The sequence below is a fragment of the Planococcus dechangensis genome, from assembly GCF_042654465.1.
Classification (GTDB): domain Bacteria; phylum Bacillota; class Bacilli; order Bacillales_A; family Planococcaceae; genus Planococcus; species Planococcus dechangensis.
Genome location: NZ_JBHSGL010000005.1, coordinates 820,276 through 838,258, shown reverse-complemented (window position 1 = coordinate 838,258; position 17,983 = coordinate 820,276). Strand labels below are relative to the sequence as shown.

General features: G+C 48.1%; 12 protein-coding genes. 9 read left to right on the top strand and 3 right to left on the bottom strand.

Annotated features, from left to right (window positions below; all coding sequences use genetic code 11):
- From addB to ACFO5U_RS07370, 6 genes are all read left to right on the top strand, one after another.
- Positions 1-3,477 carry a helicase-exonuclease AddAB subunit AddB gene (gene addB / locus ACFO5U_RS07395; protein WP_377278016.1) on the top strand — a complete coding sequence of 1,159 codons (3,477 nt, stop codon included), beginning with the start codon at positions 1-3 and terminating at the stop codon, positions 3,475-3,477.
- Entirely contained in the window at positions 3,455-7,063 is a 3,609-nt protein-coding gene (gene addA, locus ACFO5U_RS07390) for a helicase-exonuclease AddAB subunit AddA (protein WP_377278014.1), read from the top strand. The genes addB and addA overlap by 23 nt, the downstream gene beginning before the upstream one ends.
- Before the next feature lie 10 nt (positions 7,064-7,073).
- Positions 7,074-8,252 carry a DUF418 domain-containing protein gene (locus ACFO5U_RS07385; protein ID WP_377278013.1) on the top strand — a complete coding sequence of 393 codons (1,179 nt, stop codon included), beginning with the start codon at positions 7,074-7,076 and terminating at the stop codon, positions 8,250-8,252.
- Positions 8,253-8,295: 43 nt separating this feature from the next.
- On the top strand, positions 8,296-9,195 hold the full coding sequence (locus ACFO5U_RS07380) for a fumarylacetoacetate hydrolase family protein (protein WP_377278011.1): 900 nt from the start codon (positions 8,296-8,298) through the stop codon (positions 9,193-9,195).
- A gap of 68 nt (positions 9,196-9,263) precedes the next feature.
- A complete protein-coding gene (locus tag ACFO5U_RS07375; RefSeq protein ID WP_377278009.1) occupies positions 9,264-9,638 on the top strand; it encodes a YisL family protein in 375 nt (124 codons plus the stop codon).
- Between the two features lie 235 nt (positions 9,639-9,873).
- Positions 9,874-11,340, top strand: a complete 1,467-nt coding sequence (locus ACFO5U_RS07370) for an alpha-amylase family glycosyl hydrolase (RefSeq protein WP_377278007.1) — start codon at positions 9,874-9,876, stop codon at positions 11,338-11,340.
- A gap of 54 nt (positions 11,341-11,394) precedes the next feature.
- On the opposite strand, the gene ACFO5U_RS07365 is transcribed toward ACFO5U_RS07370, so the two are convergent.
- From ACFO5U_RS07365 to ACFO5U_RS07355, 3 genes are read right to left on the bottom strand one after another with little or no spacing between them, the layout of a single operon-like run.
- The gene (locus ACFO5U_RS07365) at positions 11,395-12,723 is read right to left on the bottom strand and encodes a CoA-disulfide reductase (RefSeq protein WP_377278005.1); all 1,329 of its coding nucleotides are present in this window, start codon (positions 12,721-12,723) and stop codon (positions 11,395-11,397) included.
- Positions 12,724-12,736: 13 nt separating this feature from the next.
- On the bottom strand, positions 12,737-13,588 hold the full coding sequence (locus tag ACFO5U_RS07360) for a DegV family protein (RefSeq protein WP_377278003.1): 852 nt from the start codon (positions 13,586-13,588) through the stop codon (positions 12,737-12,739).
- A gap of 15 nt (positions 13,589-13,603) precedes the next feature.
- On the bottom strand, positions 13,604-14,416 hold the full coding sequence (locus ACFO5U_RS07355; RefSeq protein ID WP_377278002.1) for a Cof-type HAD-IIB family hydrolase: 813 nt from the start codon (positions 14,414-14,416) through the stop codon (positions 13,604-13,606).
- Positions 14,417-14,549: 133 nt separating this feature from the next.
- On the opposite strand from ACFO5U_RS07355, the gene ACFO5U_RS07350 reads away from it, so the two are divergent.
- The 3 genes from ACFO5U_RS07350 (at position 14,550) to ACFO5U_RS07340 (ending at position 17,962) form a co-directional block, all read left to right on the top strand.
- Positions 14,550-15,317: an alpha/beta fold hydrolase gene (locus ACFO5U_RS07350; protein ID WP_377278000.1), complete on the top strand. Its 768-nt coding sequence runs from the start codon at positions 14,550-14,552 to the stop codon at positions 15,315-15,317.
- A gap of 68 nt (positions 15,318-15,385) precedes the next feature.
- The gene (locus tag ACFO5U_RS07345; protein WP_377277999.1) at positions 15,386-15,694 is read left to right on the top strand and encodes a metal-sulfur cluster assembly factor; all 309 of its coding nucleotides are present in this window, start codon (positions 15,386-15,388) and stop codon (positions 15,692-15,694) included.
- Positions 15,695-15,826: 132 nt separating this feature from the next.
- A complete protein-coding gene (locus tag ACFO5U_RS07340) occupies positions 15,827-17,962 on the top strand; it encodes an ATP-dependent Clp protease ATP-binding subunit (protein ID WP_377277997.1) in 2,136 nt (711 codons plus the stop codon).
- Positions 17,963-17,983 lie beyond the last annotated feature (21 nt).

Sequence of the window (17,983 nt, the reverse complement as noted above, 5' to 3'; positions counted from 1 at the left end):
ATGTCTTTACGAATTGTATACGGGCGAGCAGGCACTGGGAAAACCCGTTTTGTTCAAGAGGAAATTGTTGAGAGTTTGAAAGATCATGCAGTTGGAGATCCGATTTTTCTGATCGTACCGGATCAAATGTCGTTTTCCACAGAATACAGTTTGTCTGCAGGGTTCGGCATGAATGGCATGATCCGCGCCCAAGCGGTGACGTTTAAGCGTCTTGCTTGGCGTGTATTGCAGGAAGTTGGGGGCATTAGCCGCAAAGAAATTGATAGTTTCGGATACCGCATGCTGATTCGCAGTCTGCTGGAAGAACATAAAGCAGACTTCCAATTATTTAAAAGAGCTGCCGGGAAACGGGGATTTACAGACCAGATCGAACAATTGATTAAAGAATTCTCCCGTTATTGCATCGATTGCGAAGAACTCGGCAGCATCCGCTCGTCGCTTGAACAAGCAGGTGCGCCGAGAACACTGCAAGACAAAGCAGCAGATTTGGAGCTGATTTTGCTTGAAATCGACCGCCGCTTAGGCAAAGTGTTCGTCGATTCCGAAGGTCATCTCGGTTTGTTGAGCGAAAAAATCCGCCACTCCGACATGATGAAAAAGTCTGCCATTTACATTGATGGCTTCACTAGCTTCACGGCGCGTGAATTCCAAATCATTGTGGAGCTAATGAAATACAGCAAATCGGTGTCCATCATCTTGCCGATGGATGCACACAGCAACCCACAGGACGAACAGTCGCTGTTTCATCAATCAGCAGTGACTGCACAGCGCTTGACGGAAATGGCAGCAGCCGAAGGAATTGAATTGGAGCCTGACGTTTATTTGCAGCAGCCCAAGCGTTTCGCCAATCCGGAACTGATGCACCTAGAACGCCATTTCGAGTCGTTTCCTGCGCCATCTACAAAAGGACAAGGGGCAGTCGTTTTAGTCGAAGCGTCCAACCGGCGTGCGGAAGTCCATGCACTTGCGCGGTCTATCCGAGCGCAGTTGATGGCCGGATACCGCTATAAGGACATTGCTGTGCTTTATAGACAGCCGGAAGTCTATGATGAACTGATCAACACGATTTTCCCGCAGTATGATATTCCTTATTTCATCAGCCAGAAAAAATCAATGCTACACCATCCGCTTATCGAATTTACACGCTCGGCACTCGAGTCGGTTCTCGCCAACTATTCATATGAACCGGTGTTCCGCGCGCTGAAAACGGATTTGTTTTTTCCGGAGGGCAATATCGCCAGGTGGCGGGAACGCGGCGATCAACTTGAAAACTTCGTGCTCGCCAATGGCATTTACGGAGAGCGTTGGTTTGATGAGAAGCGCTGGATTTACAAAAAATACCGAGGACTGGAATTCCATTCCGGGATTCAGACGGACGAAGAATTGGCGCTGCAAATGGAGCTGCAGACAGTAAGGGATGTAGTAAGGGAGCCCCTTGTCCGCTTGAAATCCCATCTAGATGAATGTGTGAATGGCCGTGATTTCGCGACAGCGCTGTTCCAATTTGTCGAAGAGTTGGATGTCTATGCGAAAATTCAAACATTGAAAGATCGTGAAGAAGCGAATCACCAGTTGCTCGCAGCGACGGAACATGAACAAGCCTGGAACCAATGGATCGGTGTACTCGATCAGTTCGTCTTGATGTTCGGCGACAAGGAAATGAAACTTCAAACCGCTGCGCGCATATTGGACGAAGGATTCGAAACGCTGGAATTCTCACGCATTCCGCCATCGTTGGACCAAGTGACAGTAGCAAAAATGGACCTTGCAAGACTGATGGATATCCGATCGGTTTTTGTGATCGGCACGAATGACGGCGTTTTGCCGCAGCGCATCGAACACGAAGGGCTGTTGACCGACGCGGAGCGGGACTGGTTCCAAAAAATCGGCATTGAACTTGCTCCAAGTTCCAGGATGCGCCTGATGGACGAAACATATATGGCCTATCGGTCGTTTTCATCTGCATCGGATGTGCTGACCATTTCGTACCCGATTGCAGATGAAGAAGGCAAGGCATTATTGCCGTCTTTGTATATAAAGAAAATCGCGGATTTGTTTCAAATTGAACCGAAGCTTGCAGCGATAGGTCCCGAAGAACTGCATGAAGCCGATGCATTGGAATATATCTCCCATCCGAGAGCGACCTTGGCACATCTGGCGGCACAAATCAGAGGCGGCGAGTTGACGGAACAATGGCGGGCAGTGCTCGATTATTACCGGGAAGACCCGTTATGGTCGTCGATCATCGACCAAATCTTCAAGCCGTTAAAGCCGAACCGCGCAGAACAGCTAAACGAACCGACAGCAGAGTCTTTGTACGGTGCGCCGATTGCTTCGAGCGTATCGCGCATCGAAACGTATCATAGCTGTGAGTTTGCTCATTATGCGGCGTATGGATTGAAATTGGAAGAACGCAGCCAATACCGTTTGGCTGCACCGGCGATGGGCGATTTATTCCATGCCGCTATTAAATGGATTTCAGATGAAGTAATGCGTCTCGGAGTTTCGTGGTCATCATTGAGCAAAGAACAATGCACGGATTTGGCGAAACAGGCAATCGAGCAATTATCGCCTTATTTCGTCAATCAAATTCTGCTAAGTTCGCATCGCTATCGCTATATCCAGTACAAGCTCGAAGGCATCATCCGGCAGACCGCCTTCATGCTAAGCAAACATGCGCAGGTTTCGGGATTTGTGCCGATTGCGCTAGAAGTTGGATTCGGTACGAAAGAAGCCATCCCACCACTCAGCATCGCATTGAAGAAAGGCCGGAAAATGGATGTGCGCGGGCGCATCGACCGCATCGATTCGACGGATATCGGCGGAAAGCCTTATTTGCGCATTGTCGATTACAAATCATCGAAACAAGGCCTGGATTTAGGTGAAGTGTATCACGGGCTGGCGCTTCAGACCTTCACCTATCTGGACGTGGCGCTCACCCACTCCCAGCGCTGGTTGGGGCAACAGGCGGAGCCAGCGGGCGTGCTGTATTTCCATATGCACAACCCGATGCTGAAGCTGACCAAGCTGTTGACTGCTGAAGAACTGGAAGAAGAACTGTCCAAATCATTCAAGATGAACGGCCTTGTCGTGGAAGATCCGGAAATCATCCAGGCGATGGACAGTGGAATCGATGGCTACTCAAATGTCATTCCCGTTCGACTCAATAAAAACGGATCGGTGTCAAAAGGCTCGTCGAAAACCGTTGACAAAGATGATATGGAAATCATCCGCAAATATGTCCGCAAGCAGCATGAATCTGCGGGGAATGGTATCCTCGACGGCAATACTGCGGTCAAGCCATATCGCTTGAAAGACCATACACCGTGTCAGTTTTGCAATTTCCGTGCTGTGTGTCAGTTTGACCCAAGTGATCCGGATCAAACTTACCGTAAACTACCGGTATTGAGTTCCGAACAGGCAGTGGAGAAAATTCGCAAGGAGTTGAGTGCTGATGATTCCGCAAAAACCGAATAATGTGACATGGACTGATGAGCAATGGCAGGCAATTTGGGCAAAGGGCCAAGACATGCTAGTATCTGCGGCAGCGGGTTCAGGAAAAACTGCGGTGCTGATCAACCGAATGATCGAAAAAGTACTCGATGAACAAGATCCTGTTTCAGTCGACGAATTGCTCGTCGTTACATTCACCAACGCTTCTGCTGCTGAAATGCGTCACCGGATGTCCGCTGCTTTGGAAGAAGCGGTCCTAGCGCAGCCCGCATCTGCACATTTAAAAAAGCAATTGCGCTTGATCAACAAAGCGCAAATTTCCACTTTGCATTCTTTTTGCCTGCAGGTGGTCAAGCAATACGCCTACTTGCTTGAAATCGATCCAGGCTTCCGTATTGCAGGAGATACCGAAGCCGCATTGTTGCGTGACGATGTCATGGAGGCGGTGCTTGAAGATGCATATGAAGGATCGGACCGTGAAAGTGTATACCGTTTGGCGGATAGCTTTACTTCCGACCGCAGCGATCAGGCGATGGAAATTTTATTGAGCAAGCTTTACGATTATTCGCGTGTCCATCCAGACCCTGACCTTTGGCTCGAACAGCTGCCGAAGCTTTACGATGTGCCAGAGGGGGCATCAATTGATGACTTGCCATTCATGGCAGATTTAAAAATGACGATACGACATAGTTTTGAAGCGGCGCTCGATTTGCTGGATGAAGGATGGGAGTTGGCGACTCAGCCGGATGGCCCTGCTATCTTGGAAGAAAATCTCCGCATGGATGCCACTTTGATCCGTGCGGCAATCGATGCATTGGATGAGTCCTGGTCTTCGCTTCATAGTTATGCGCGCAATGTTCAATGGGAGCGGCTTGCTGCAGTTAAAAAAGATTCTTGCGATCCCCAACTGGCAGAACAAGCGAAAGCACGCAGAAATGAAGCAAAAAAACTCTTCAATGATGTAAAGGATGGCTATTTTACCCGTGCACCGCATCGGTTATTGGAGGAAATGCGAGATATGGCGCCTCTTATGAGGACTTTGGTCGATTTAACAAAGAAGTTTGCACAAGATTACCATGCATTGAAAATAGAGCGTGGCTTGGTGGATTTCTCGGATCTGGAGCATTATGCGCTGGAAGTATTGAGCGACAACGGCCAACCATCTGCAATCGCCATGGATTACCGGACACGTTTTAAGGAAGTGTTGGTCGATGAATACCAGGACACGAACATGCTCCAAGAAACAATATTGAATCTCGTCAAATCGGGTTCGGAACAAGACGGCAATTTATTCATGGTGGGCGACGTCAAACAGTCGATCTATCGTTTTCGGCTGGCGGAGCCGATGTTATTTCTCGGCAAGTACGCCCGTTTTAGCCGCCAAGCGGAAGGAACGGGGTTACGCATCGATTTGAATGCCAACTTCCGGAGCCGCAAAGAAGTACTAGATGGCACCAATTATTTATTTTCACAAATCATGGGCGAACGTGTCGGCGAGATTGATTACGATGAAGACGCGGCATTAAAGCCGAAAGCCCCTTATCCGGACCAGGATGTGCCGATCGGTTTGACGCTCATCCACGAACCGGAAACAGATGAAGAGCAGTCAGAGGCGGATATTGAGATGGATAAATCCCAATGGGAAGCCCGTTGGATTGCCAAAAAAATCAGGCATCTTATGGATTCGGGAGCCACTGTGCATGATCCATGGAACGGACAGGAACGGTTGCTTGAATACCGCGACATTGTCGTATTGATGCGATCGATGACCTGGTCGGGAGATTTTTCCGATGAATTCAAAATGGCTGGAATCCCGCTGTATGCCGAACTGAATGGCGGATATTTCGATGCGTTAGAAGTTATGATCATTCTCAACACATTGCGCGTCATCGATAATCCATATCAGGATATCCCTCTTGCGGCCGTGCTCCGTGCTCCGTTTTTCGGTTTGCAGGAGAATGAACTTGCTGCGATCCGGCTTGCCGATCCGAAAGGGACATTTTATGATGCGCTAAAGGCTTTTATCCGCATCGGTTCGATGGATGAAGCCACACGCATTAAGCTTCGCCGCTTCACAAACAATTTAGAGCAATGGCGGAACTTGGCACGCCGCGGTTCGCTATCTGAATTAGTCTGGAAAGTTTATATGGATACGAATTATTACGAAATGGTCGGTGCCATGTCGAATGGCAAACAACGGCAGGCGAATTTGCGTGCACTCCATGACCGGTCGCTGGAATACGAAAAAACAGCGTTCCGCGGTTTGTTCCGCTTTCTGCGTTTTATCGACCGCATGCGTGAGCGCGGAGATGATTTAGGAACGGCGAAATCCTTAAGTGAAAAAGAAAACGTGGTCCGGCTCATGACGGTCCACAAATCCAAAGGGCTCGAGTTTCCCATCGTCTTTTTTGCTGGAACGGGACGTCAATTCAATGAAATGGACTTCCATAAACCATATTTGTTCGATCAGCACTATGGGCTCGCAGTGAAAGCGGTGAATCCCGATACACGTCTCGAATATACCTCACTGCCTTATCTTGCGGTCAAAGAAATGAAGCAATTGCAGATGAGGGCCGAAGAAATGCGCGTCTTGTACGTGGCAATGACCCGTGCAAAAGAAAAATTGTATTTGACGGCATCGGTTAAAGAAATCGACCGCTTGTTCGAAAAATGGAAAACCGCCACAGGCGAGCTCTTGCTGCCTGATTTCAAGCGTTCTCGTGCCAAATCCTATTTGGACTGGATCGGTCCTGCTATAGCCAGGCATCCGGATGCAAGCGAACTGCACACCGGTGGCGATGTTATGGATCATCATTCCCGCTTCCAGATCGACATTGTGGAAACTCGCTCTTTAGAAGAGCCACCGCTGCTGCTCGATGCTCATCAGGATCATCCAGAGTCGAGTGAAGAGAGTGCATCTGTTCACGAACGTTTTGACTTCCTCTATCCTCATCAGCGTGCTGTCGACAAGCGTTCTAAGCAGTCCGTTACCGAAATGAAGCGCCTGCAACTATTGCAGCGCTTGGATGAACCCGAGTCGTTCCTCCAGAATTTCCAGCCGAAAGCGCAAAAAGCAACGCCTCACCGACCTGACTTTTTGATGGACCGCAAACTATCGGCAGCAGACGTCGGTACTGCCGTCCATACAGTCATGCAGCATTTGCCGCTTGAGCGGCGCCTTACATTGGATGAAATCCGGCTTTTCCTTGATGAATTGGTTGGCCGTGAAATCCTTACGCCAGAAGAAGCGCAGGCGGTCCGAGCAGAAGAAGTCGAAGCGTTCTTCCACAGCAAAACGGCACAACGCCTGTTGAATGCGGAGGAGATTAAAAGGGAAGTTCCTTTCACCTATGCGCGAGCCGATGAGGACGGGGACCATCAAATTGTTCAAGGGATCGTCGATTGCTTGTTCTTGGAAAATGGGGAATGGGTTCTGCTGGACTATAAAACTGATCAGACGCGCCAAATGGGTGACATTCCAGCCACGATGAAAGAGCGCTATAGCATTCAACTTTCGGTTTATCAGGAAGCTGTCGAAGCGATTTTGCGCATACCGGTTAAACAACGTATTTTGTATTTGTTCTCCACCAGCGATGAAGTGGAAGTTTAGGGGGATTATTTTGAGATTACAGCCAATATCTTTACATGAACGGGTGGAAGCCATCGACTTGATGAGAGGATTTTCACTTCTCGGTATCTTGCTCATCAATATGTTGGCATTTCATACCCCGTTGTCTTATATCGATCCGTACAAATGGTTCAGCGGCAACACGGATCAAGCGATCTTTACGGGCTTAGATATATTCGTCCAAGCGAGTTTTTATCCGCTGTTTGCCATGCTCTTCGGCTATGGCCTGATGATGCAGTTTTTGAAGGCCGAGAAAATCGGACAGCCCTTTATGCCCGTCGCTGTTAAACGCCTATTGGTGCTCCTGGCATTCGGTATTGTCCATGCGTTCTTGATTTGGTACGGGGATATTTTGATTACTTACGCCATTATGGGCCTGCTGCTCATTGGCATGTTGCGCTTGCCAGCAGGATGGCTGCTGGGGCTTGGCGTACTGCTCTATGCACTGCCACATTTATTGTTTACCGCGATCATGTTTATGGCAGTCATGGTGGACCCGAATATTTACATCGGCTACCAAGAGGCAGAGCGGTCGATTACGGCTTATCAATCCGGCAGCTTCGTTGAAATTTTCAGCCGCCGGCTAACGGATTGGTACTATGTCAATAATCCGTTCAGTTTTATCGTTTTGGTCATCACTATTTTGCCATTGATGATGGTCGGTGCAGCGGCGGCTAAATGGCGCCTGATTGAAATGGCCGCTGACAAGAGAAAAACATGGATGGTGCTTGCAATCAGCACATTATCAGTCGGCCTGCTGCTGAAATCCTTTCCTTATTTGTTTGATAAAAACTATGCCTTTCAATACGTCCAGGAAATATTCGGCGGGCCGCTCGTCGCAATCGGCTATGCAGCCGTTATCGCCTTAATGTCGCAGGCAGCTGGCTTTAGAAAAGCAATGTCGCCGTTGATCAAGGTCGGCAGAATGTCGATGACGACATATATCACCCAATCGATTCTTGCGACAATGATCTTTTATTCATTCGGCTTTGGATTATATGGCCAAGTTGATTTGTTGACCGGAACTTTAATCGCACTCGGCATCTTTGCCATCCAATTGATTTTTGCAGAATTATGGTTCGCTAAATTCCAACGGGGCCCCCTCGAAATGCTGTGGCGCCGATGGACTTACGGAAATAATTTTGAAAAAAGCAACAATTCAAAACGATGAATGTGTATAATGAATGCAATCATAGAAAAGGAGTGTTTGATGAATGAAACTTCTATCGTTCCGCTTTCAAGGTGAAGAACGTTTTGGACCAAAAGTAAAAAAAGAAGAAGCCGTGTGGGATGTCCTCGCTATCCAAGAGCAGCTGAATGTGTTGCCGGAGTTTCCGGAAAAGCTGATTGACGGAGTGTCGCAAGGGATGGAGTTTGTGGAACAGATCCGCAAATTGACGGAAGCGGCTGTCCAATCGGAAAGCCCTGAGCAATTCAAACACTCTTATTCAGAAATCGAATGGCTTGCACCGATTCCGAAACCGCCGAAAAATGTTATTTGCATCGGTAAAAACTATGCGGACCATGCTGAAGAAATGGGCGGACAGGCTCCTGTTGAAATGGTCGTTTTCACAAAAGCGGCCAATAGCATTGCAGCTGACGAAGAGACGGTTTCAGCACACGCAGATGTGACAGATTCGTATGACTACGAAGGCGAGCTCGCTGTAGTCATCGGAAAGGCTGGATACAAGATTCCAAAACAGATGGCTTACGATTATGTGTTTGGCTACACGATTGCCATCGATCTGACAGCGCGCGACTTGCAGGAGAAGCATCAGCAATACTTCCTAGGCAAAAGTTTGCCGGGGTCCTGCCCGATGGGACCTTACCTCGTCACGAAAGATGAAATTCCACAATCGCAGAATTTATCGATTGTCACAAAAGTGAATGACGAAGTCCGCCAAAATGGCAATACTGAAAACATGATCCGCCGCGTCGATGATTTAATCGCGGAAGTTTCACGTTCTGTAAAGCTCGAGCCAGGTGATGTACTCTTGACCGGCACTCCTGCAGGTGTAGGAAAAGGCTTTACACCGCCAAAATTTTTGAAAGCCGGCGACACGATCAAAGTGTCGATTCAATCAATCGGGACACTCGTCACACATTTGTCATAAGGATGAATCCCTTTTCACCGTCCTGCTTGTGGTAAACTTGAGGGGACTATATTAAATGAGGTGAGCTTTTGGGATTTCTAACTGATACAACACATTTACACATTACCGTTTGGGTGCTGGGCGTCATCCTTTTCCTCGTTGCAGCATTTATGCAGCGCGAGAGCAAAGGGCGCAAAATTCTCCACATGGTCACAAGATTGCTTTACGTCTTGATCATCATTACAGGCTTGACTTTATTCATTGCGCATTCTTCATACGATGCAATGCTTTACGGCCTGAAATTCCTATTCGGCCTATTGACCATCGGCATGATGGAAATGGTGCTCGTCCGCGGTAAAAAACAAAAACCGGTCACTTTGTTCTGGGCCTTGTTTGTAGTGTTCTTGCTCGCAACGATGTTCCTGGGCTTTAAATTGCCGATCGGTTTCAATTTCTTTGCATAATGTGTAAACCAAACTCTCTTTTCATCATCGGCATCAGCAGATGGTGGGAGGGGAGTTTTTTGATAGGATTTTGTATGTGTATATGGATAAGGCCGTTAACCGTACTTCACAGTTTAGACGAAACTCCCAACGAACTAACTTGCTGTCACGAACTAGACATAGCGGCGGCCAAGGGAGTTTGATAAAATAGACCGGGTGACTAGCAACTTGACCTCATTGAAGGAGGAAGACCGACTTGAAAAGAAAAAGTATGATTGTGGCAATAGCAGCGGCCTTATTGTGGCCATCTTTTGGCGCAGTGTCGGCTGAAGAGGCCCGCACGATTGAAGATGAAAGCATTTACGATGCTTTAGTGGACCGCTATTTTAATAAACTGATTGACAATGATTATGAAGTGGATGCGACGGATCCGTCAACATTCAGCGGCGGAGACTTTGCGGGAATGGAAAGTGAGATCGGCCATGTGCGTGATATGGGCTTCACTGTGCTATCGATCGGCGGTGTATTCCAGACAGCGAGTTACGATGGCAAGCAAGTGATTGACTACGCTAATTTAGAACGCCATTTTGGTACATCCGACGAATTCCAGTCGCTAATCGAGACTGCCCATTCTGACGACTTGAAAATCATTGTCGATTTGCCGACACAAACTTTAAGCGAAGAGCATAATTGGGCATCATCCAACCCGGAATGGTTTTCGGAAAATGGCGATGGAACAATCGCACTTGATACAGGCAATGGCGAAGTGCAGCAAGCATTGATTGAAATGTTCCAGCAGTTCCGTACAGACTATCCGATTGATGGGGTGCGTTTGCGCCAGTCAGAAGAATTGAGTCCGGCATTTGTTGAACAGTTTTCCGCTGCCGTTAAACAAGACGGCGATTTTTATGTATTGGCCGATGCGGAAATGGAGGCATTGCCAGGCTTTGATGCTGTCGTGCAGCCAGGAATAGAAGAAGAGTTGCGCAATAGCTACCGCGTCTTTGATCAACCGTTGAGTGCCTTGCCGGACTTGTTGGAGCAGTCCGCCGGCAACTTGATCCAGACGGATTCCATCGACGGCGCGCGTTTTACTGCGGACATTGTGGAATCACGAGGCTATCCGCCGACACGCTGGCGTATGTTGTTTGCCCAATTGTTGACGATGCCGGGAATTCCAGTCGTCCAATATGGTTCGGAAACTGCGATGAACGGGCAAGCAGTACCGGAATCGCACCAAATTTTGGACAAAGCGGTAGAAAAAGAGTTGATCGATTACATCGCGAATTTGAATTCATTGCGCAATTCCTCTGAAGCCTTGCGCACTGGAGAGCTTGAAATGCTTCATGAAGAAGACGGCTGGATGGTTTATAAACGCTCGAACGAAGAAGAGGGATGGATTATTGCCATCAACAACTCTTCGGTTACAAAAAATTTGACACTCGATCAAGACATAATCGGGGAAGGCATGGAGCTTCGTGGTTTGTTCGAAAATGATATAGTGCGCCCGAACGATCAAGGACAATACCGCTTAACCTTGGACCGTGAACTTGTGGAAACTTACCATATCACTGAAAAAAGAGGATTGAATATGGCCTATGTCGCCACTCTTGCAGTGATGTATCTGGTCTTTATGGGCTTCCTTTGGTTTGTCTGGAGAAAAGGCAAGCAGCGGAAAGCTGATGAAGCAGCGAAAAAGCAGCAAGCGAACAAAGTCCAATAACAAAAGCCGCGTACAAGGAGATCTCCTTGTACGCGGCTTTTAGGTTTCTGGAATTTACTCTATCGCTTTATAACCGATCATATTAACGGGGTCTTTCGGTGAGGAGAATGGCGGCGCATAACATAGTTCGAGTGCCTGCAGATCATCGATTGTCAGTCCTCCGTATATGGCAGTCGCCAATACGTCGATGCGTTTGTCGACGCCTTTGCCGCCAATGCATTGAGCGCCAAGCAGTTGCCTCGTCTCCGGATTGTAATGGACTTTCAAGGTCAATTTGCTGTGATCAGGATAATAGCCTGCATTGGAATTTCCGATATGGACGACTGTTTTTGCCAAAAGTCCTTTTTCTTTGATTTGCGTTTCAGTCAAGCCGGTCATCGCAGCATCCAAATCAAACACTTTCAAGATCGATGTACCGAGCAAGCCTTTTTTCGCTATCGGATTGCCGGTAATGTGCCGTGCGGCTATAAAAGCTTGTCGGTGTGCAGGCACTGCGAGGGGTACGCGCTTCGGGTCTCCTGTGATAAAGTCGTCATTTTCCGTGGCATCCCCAATCGCATAAATGAATGGGTCGTCCGTCTGCATAAAGTCATTGGTCTGGATGCCCCCTGTCACGCCGATACTGAGGCCAGCTTGTTCAGCAAGGGAAGTGTTCGGTTTCAAGCCGATGCTCATGATGACTAAATCGCTTTCAAGTTTCTTGCCATTCGAAAGATGGAGCGTGTTGCCATTAATTTTATCGATCACCGCATCGGTGTAAACATCGATTCCGTGGCTCAAGAGTTCTTTTTGCAATATCTTGGATAAATCCTCATCCAAAATAGACAATATGGAAGCAGACTTATGGACAATAGCGACTTCAAGCCCCAAATGACTGAGGTTTTCAGCCATTTCCAAACCGATGAATCCAGCACCGGAAACAACGCAATGGGAAGGTTTTTCGCGAGCGATAAACGATTGTATCGCTTGCATATCCGCATAGCTGCGCAAGGAGAAGACATGTCCGTCCATCCCGTCAATTTCGGGCATTATGGCGCTGCCGCCTGGTGACAGGATCAATGCATCGTATGAATCAGTAAATTCTTTTCCCGTTGCGAGATTGCGGACGAGCACTTGTTTTTGGGAGCGGCGGATTTCGATGATTTCATGTTCCAGCAATACATCAATATTTCGCTTGTCTTGAAATTGCTCGGGCGTTGCCATGATAATCGAGCTTTCCTCTTCAATGACGCCGCCGATCACATAAGGCGTTCCGCATGCAGCATACGACATCGTTGTATCCCTGTCGTACACGGTGATCTCCATTTCTTTATCATAATAGCGCAGCTGCGAAGCGGCAGTCGCTCCTCCGCCTACTGCACCGACGATGATCACTTTTTTCATGCGAGTCCACTCCTCAATCGATTTGGTTAAAGAAGAATAATGCAAGCGTGCCCGGCCCTGTATGGGCGCCAATGACAGATCCGACCATATGGATCTCGATGTGTTTCGGCTGGTATGCGGATTCGATTTCTTTTTTCAGTGCATTGGCAAATTCCACATCATCCGCATGGCTGATGGCCATCGTTTGCTGGTCCAGGTCCTGTCCGCGTTCTTTCATCAACTCGATCATGCGCTTAATGACTTTTTTCCGGCCGCGCAATTTCTCGATCGGCACCAGTTTGCCTTGTTCGACATGGAGCAATGGCTTGATGTTCAGCAAGCCGCCGACAAACGCGCTGCCTTTGGAGATGCGCCCGCCTTTGGCCATATAGTCCAAATCTTCTACGGTGAACAGACTTTCGAGGTGGTCTGCCTTGAAGCGGACTTTTTCTATGATTGTTTCCAAGCTTTCGCCATCATTGCGCAGTTTTGTTGCTTCTTTGACAAGCAAGCCGTAGCCGAGTGAAGCGGCTTTGGAATCAAGAATGGTCAGCTTTAGGTCCGGATGTTCTTCCCGCACTTGATCCGCCACCATCACTGCTGTTGCATATGTGCCGGATAGTTCAGATGAAAATGCGATGTAAAATCCTTCTTCGCCGTCTTTCGCCAATTGTTCGAACGCCTTGAGCATTTCTTCCGGCGATGCTTGAGATGTTTTCGGATGGACGCCAGAGCGGATGGCGTCATACACTTTCATCGAGTCGATGGTCCGGATATCCTCGTATTCTTCTTCGCCGATATGGACGCGCAGTGGAAACAACACGACTTGTTCTTGCTCAAAAAAATCTTTCGGTAAATCTGAAGCACTGTCAGCAAATAATCTCATCAAGTAATCCCCCTTTTATACTTTTAAATTCAAACGATCCATCAGCAGTTCTGCAATGCCGTCTTCGTTATTACTTAAGGTAATTTCGTTTGCGATGTTTTTTAATGGGGCAATGGCATTGCCCATCGCTACTCCGACTCCTGCATAATCAATCATTTCCAAGTCGTTGTCTTCGTCTCCGAAAGCAATGATATGTTCTTTTGAGATACCGAGTGATTTGGATACACGGTCAATGCCGACTGCCTTGTTCATGCCGGAACGAACAATCTCGATGACATGCCATGGCGCTCCCCAGCGGCGGTGGTCAATCACTTCTGCGTGCACGGCCGATAAATGCTCATGGATGGCGTGGACTTTTTCGAACGGCGCATGGATCAAAATGGAGGTCGGGTCGGTTTTCAAATAGCTCCGTAAATCGCCAGTCGTGATGCTCGGGTCGCCAAAGCTGAAAATATCCATCAATTTCTCGTCATGATGATGGACGTATACATCATCGAGTACTTCGGCAACGATATTATGGAAGTCGAAATCATGCATAGATTCGACCACTTCATGAACCACGTCCAAGCCGATCGGCGTATGGTGAAGGCCCCACAGGTCATCATTCGGGTGATGGACGAATGCCCCATTAAAATTGACGATGGGAGTAGTCAATCCAAGTTCGCGGTAGTATATTTCACTAGCACGATAAGGACGTCCAGTAGCGATCATAATTTGATGCCCTGCTAGTTTGGCTTTGTTTAAAATGTGTTTGGTTTTTGTCGAAATGTCTTTTTGATCTGTCAGTAAAGTTCCGTCCAGATCCAATACGATTAAATGTTGCTTCATGTAATCCGGCTCCTTTCTATCTCTCCTCAGTTTAGCGATAATCTTGCCCATCCGTCAAAAAAACCTGATCGGCAGCCGATGGTTTGCACGTGCCGAAAAAAATTGGTAGCATTTAGGGGAAGGAGTGAAGTGCATGAATGTTGAGAAAGAATTGTGGGGCCATATCCCTGTTTTACATATTACACCAGAAGGTCATCTAGGCGGAACATTGCCGACTGTTATTTTTCTCCATGGCCACACGAGTGCTAAGGAACATAATCTTCATTACGCTTGGCAATTGGCCCAAAAAGGAATTCGTGTCATTTTGCCAGATGCCCTGCTTCACGGAGAACGGGATGAAGCGCAAGATGAGGTGCAAATCAGCTTGCGCTTTTGGGAAATTGTCTTGACCTCGATTGAAGAACTTGGGTTTTTGCATGAGGAGCTGCATAAGCGCGGTCTGACAGCAGGAGAACCGGCAGTCGGCGGCACATCAATGGGCGGCATTACAACGCTTGGCGCATTGACGACTCATCCTTGGATCAAAGCAGCTGCTGTCATGATGGGTTCTGGCAATTACGTGGAACTTGCGAAAGCACAAATGAGGCAGTACGAGTCGCGCGGTTTTGAATTGCCGCTCACCGAAGAAGAACGGTCAGGGATGCTGAGCGCTTTATCGCGTTTTGATATTAGCATGAACCGGCAGGCATTAGCGGGGCGCCCTGTTTTTTTCTGGCACGGCGTAAAAGATCCAACCGTTCCGTTCGAACCGACGAATCGCCTGTATCATGCACTGCAGCAGGATTATCAGGAATACCCGGAGCGCTTGGTTTTCTTGAAAGAGACCGAAGCTGCCCATGCAGTCAGCCGCAAGGGAATGCTAGCTGCTACCGATTGGCTAGCAGTGCAGGTGAAGGCTTAAGCAAGTGGATGTCAATTCTCATCGATGTTTGGTAAGATAGCTAGTAACAGTAAAAGGAGGGATTCTTAATGGACCAAGAAACAAAAGACTATCTATTAGGCGCACTTGAAAACGTCATCGACCCGGAACTTGGAGTGGATATCGTAAACTTGGGCCTAGTATATGATGTCGTATTGTCAGAGGACGGCTTCTGCGTCGTAACAATGACGTTGACTTCTATGGGATGCCCAATGGGACCGCAAATCGTCCAAATGGTTAAAACAGCTTTGTATGAACTTCCGGAAGTGGAAGAAGTCGACGTGAAAATCGTCTGGACACCTGTCTGGAGCAAAGATCATATGTCACGCTACGCCAAAATGGCACTCGGCGTCAGATAAAGAATTCAAAAGCCTATCCGGTTGACTCCGGATAGGCTTTTTTCATCGAGCGTTTACGTTGCAAAAAACGCCGTGATTTCATATAATCAAATTAGTCAAAGATGGTCAAACAATTAAAGGAGCGTGATTCGATTGGTTCAATTTCAAAATCCGAACGAAGATCAAAAGTCGCCTCTCGAACAATTCGGGCGCAATTTAGTAGAGCAAGCACAATCCGGCAAGATGGACCCCGTCATCGGCCGCGACCAGGAAATCCGCAACGTCATCCGGATCCTGTCACGAAAAACAAAAAACAATCCGGTGCTGATCGGAGAACCCGGAGTCGGGAAAACCGCCATCGTGGAAGGCCTCGCACAGCGCATCGTCCGCAATGACGTGCCGGAAGGGTTAAAAGACCGCGTTATTTACGAGTTGGATATGAGCGCATTGATCGCGGGCGCAAAATATCGCGGTGAATTTGAAGAGCGCTTGAAAAGCGTGTTGAAACAAGTCAAAGATAGCGCCGGGCAAATCATCTTGTTCATCGATGAATTGCACACAATTGTCGGCGCAGGCAAAACAGAGGGCGCAATGGATGCGGGCAATATGCTTAAGCCGATGCTTGCGCGAGGGGAATTGTACTGCATCGGGGCAACGACTTTAGATGAGTACCGCATGCATATCGAAAAAGACGCCGCGCTCGAACGCCGTTTCCAACAAGTCATGGTCCGCGAGCCTTCTGTAGAAGATGCAGTGTCAATTCTTCGGGGATTGAAAGAACGTTTCGAGCTGCATCACGGCGTACGCATTCATGACCGTGCGATTGTGGCGGCAGCGACGATGTCCGACCGCTATATTACGGAACGTTTTTTGCCGGATAAAGCAATCGATTTGATTGATGAAGCATGTGCCATGATCCGCACGGAGATCGACTCGATGCCGCAAGAACTTGATGAAGTCACAAGACGGCTTATGCAATTGGAAATCGAAGAACAAGCGCTTCGAAAAGAAAAAGACGAAGCGAGCAAGACCCGCTTAGCCGCGCTACGTGAGGAAATTCGCGAGCTGAAGTCCTCGAATGAAGGCATGGAAAAGCAATGGAATGAAGAAAAAGAATCCTTGAAAAAAATTCAAGACAAGCGCGAACAGCTCGATCAGTACCGCCGACAACTAGAAGAAGCGGAAAACAAATACGATCTGAATACCGCGGCGATGCTCCAGCACGGGAAAATTCCCGAGCTTGAAAAAGAACTGGCATCTCTTGAACAAGAGCTGGCGCATGAGGGTGGCGAACGTTTGCTGCGCGAAGAGGTGACAGAAGAAGAAATTGCTGGTATCGTAGCACGCTGGACCGGCATCCCTGTAACCAAACTGGTCGAAGGTGAACGTGAAAAATTACTGCGCCTCGGCGATACATTGAAAGAGCGGGTCATCGGCCAAGACAGAGCCGTCGAACTTGTCACAGAGGCGGTATGGAGAGCCCGTGCCGGCATAAAAGATGAACAAAAACCAATCGGATCGTTCATTTTCCTCGGACCGACCGGCGTCGGGAAAACAGAGCTGGCCAAATCATTGGCCGCAAATTTATTTGACTCGGAAGATCATTTCATCCGCATCGATATGTCTGAGTACATGGAAAAGCATAGTGTTTCGCGTCTTGTCGGTGCGCCTCCAGGCTATATCGGCTATGAAGAGGGCGGACAATTGACCGAAGCGGTAAGACGCAACCCTTATTCGGTCGTCTTGCTGGATGAAATTGAAAAAGCCCATCCGGACGTCGCCAATATTCTCCTGCAAATTTTGGATGACGGGCGAATTACGGACAGCCAAGGGCGGCTCGTGAACTTTTCCAACACGGTCGTCATCATGACATCGAATATCGGTTCCCAGCATATTAGCAACACGAGCGATGAACATGATATGGAAGATATCGTCATGATGGAACTGCGCAAGCATTTCCGTCCGGAGCTATTGAACCGGATCGATGATATCGTCATCTTCCACGCGTTATCCAATGAGCATTTCTATGGTATCGCCAAGAAGATGATCGGGGAACTCGCAAAACGCATGAGCAAGCAGCAAATTACGCTGGAGGTTACGGATTCCGTCATCGACTATATTGTTGAAGCGGGAACTGACCCGGTCTTCGGAGCGCGACCGTTGAAGCGGTTTATCCAGCGTGAAATCGAAACGCGCATCGCAAAAGAATTGATCAAAGGAGATATTCCACCAGGGTCACATTTGAAGTTAACAATGGATGACCAGCATCAATTGCTTATCGAAGTATAAGAAAAACGCCGCATTCTTGAA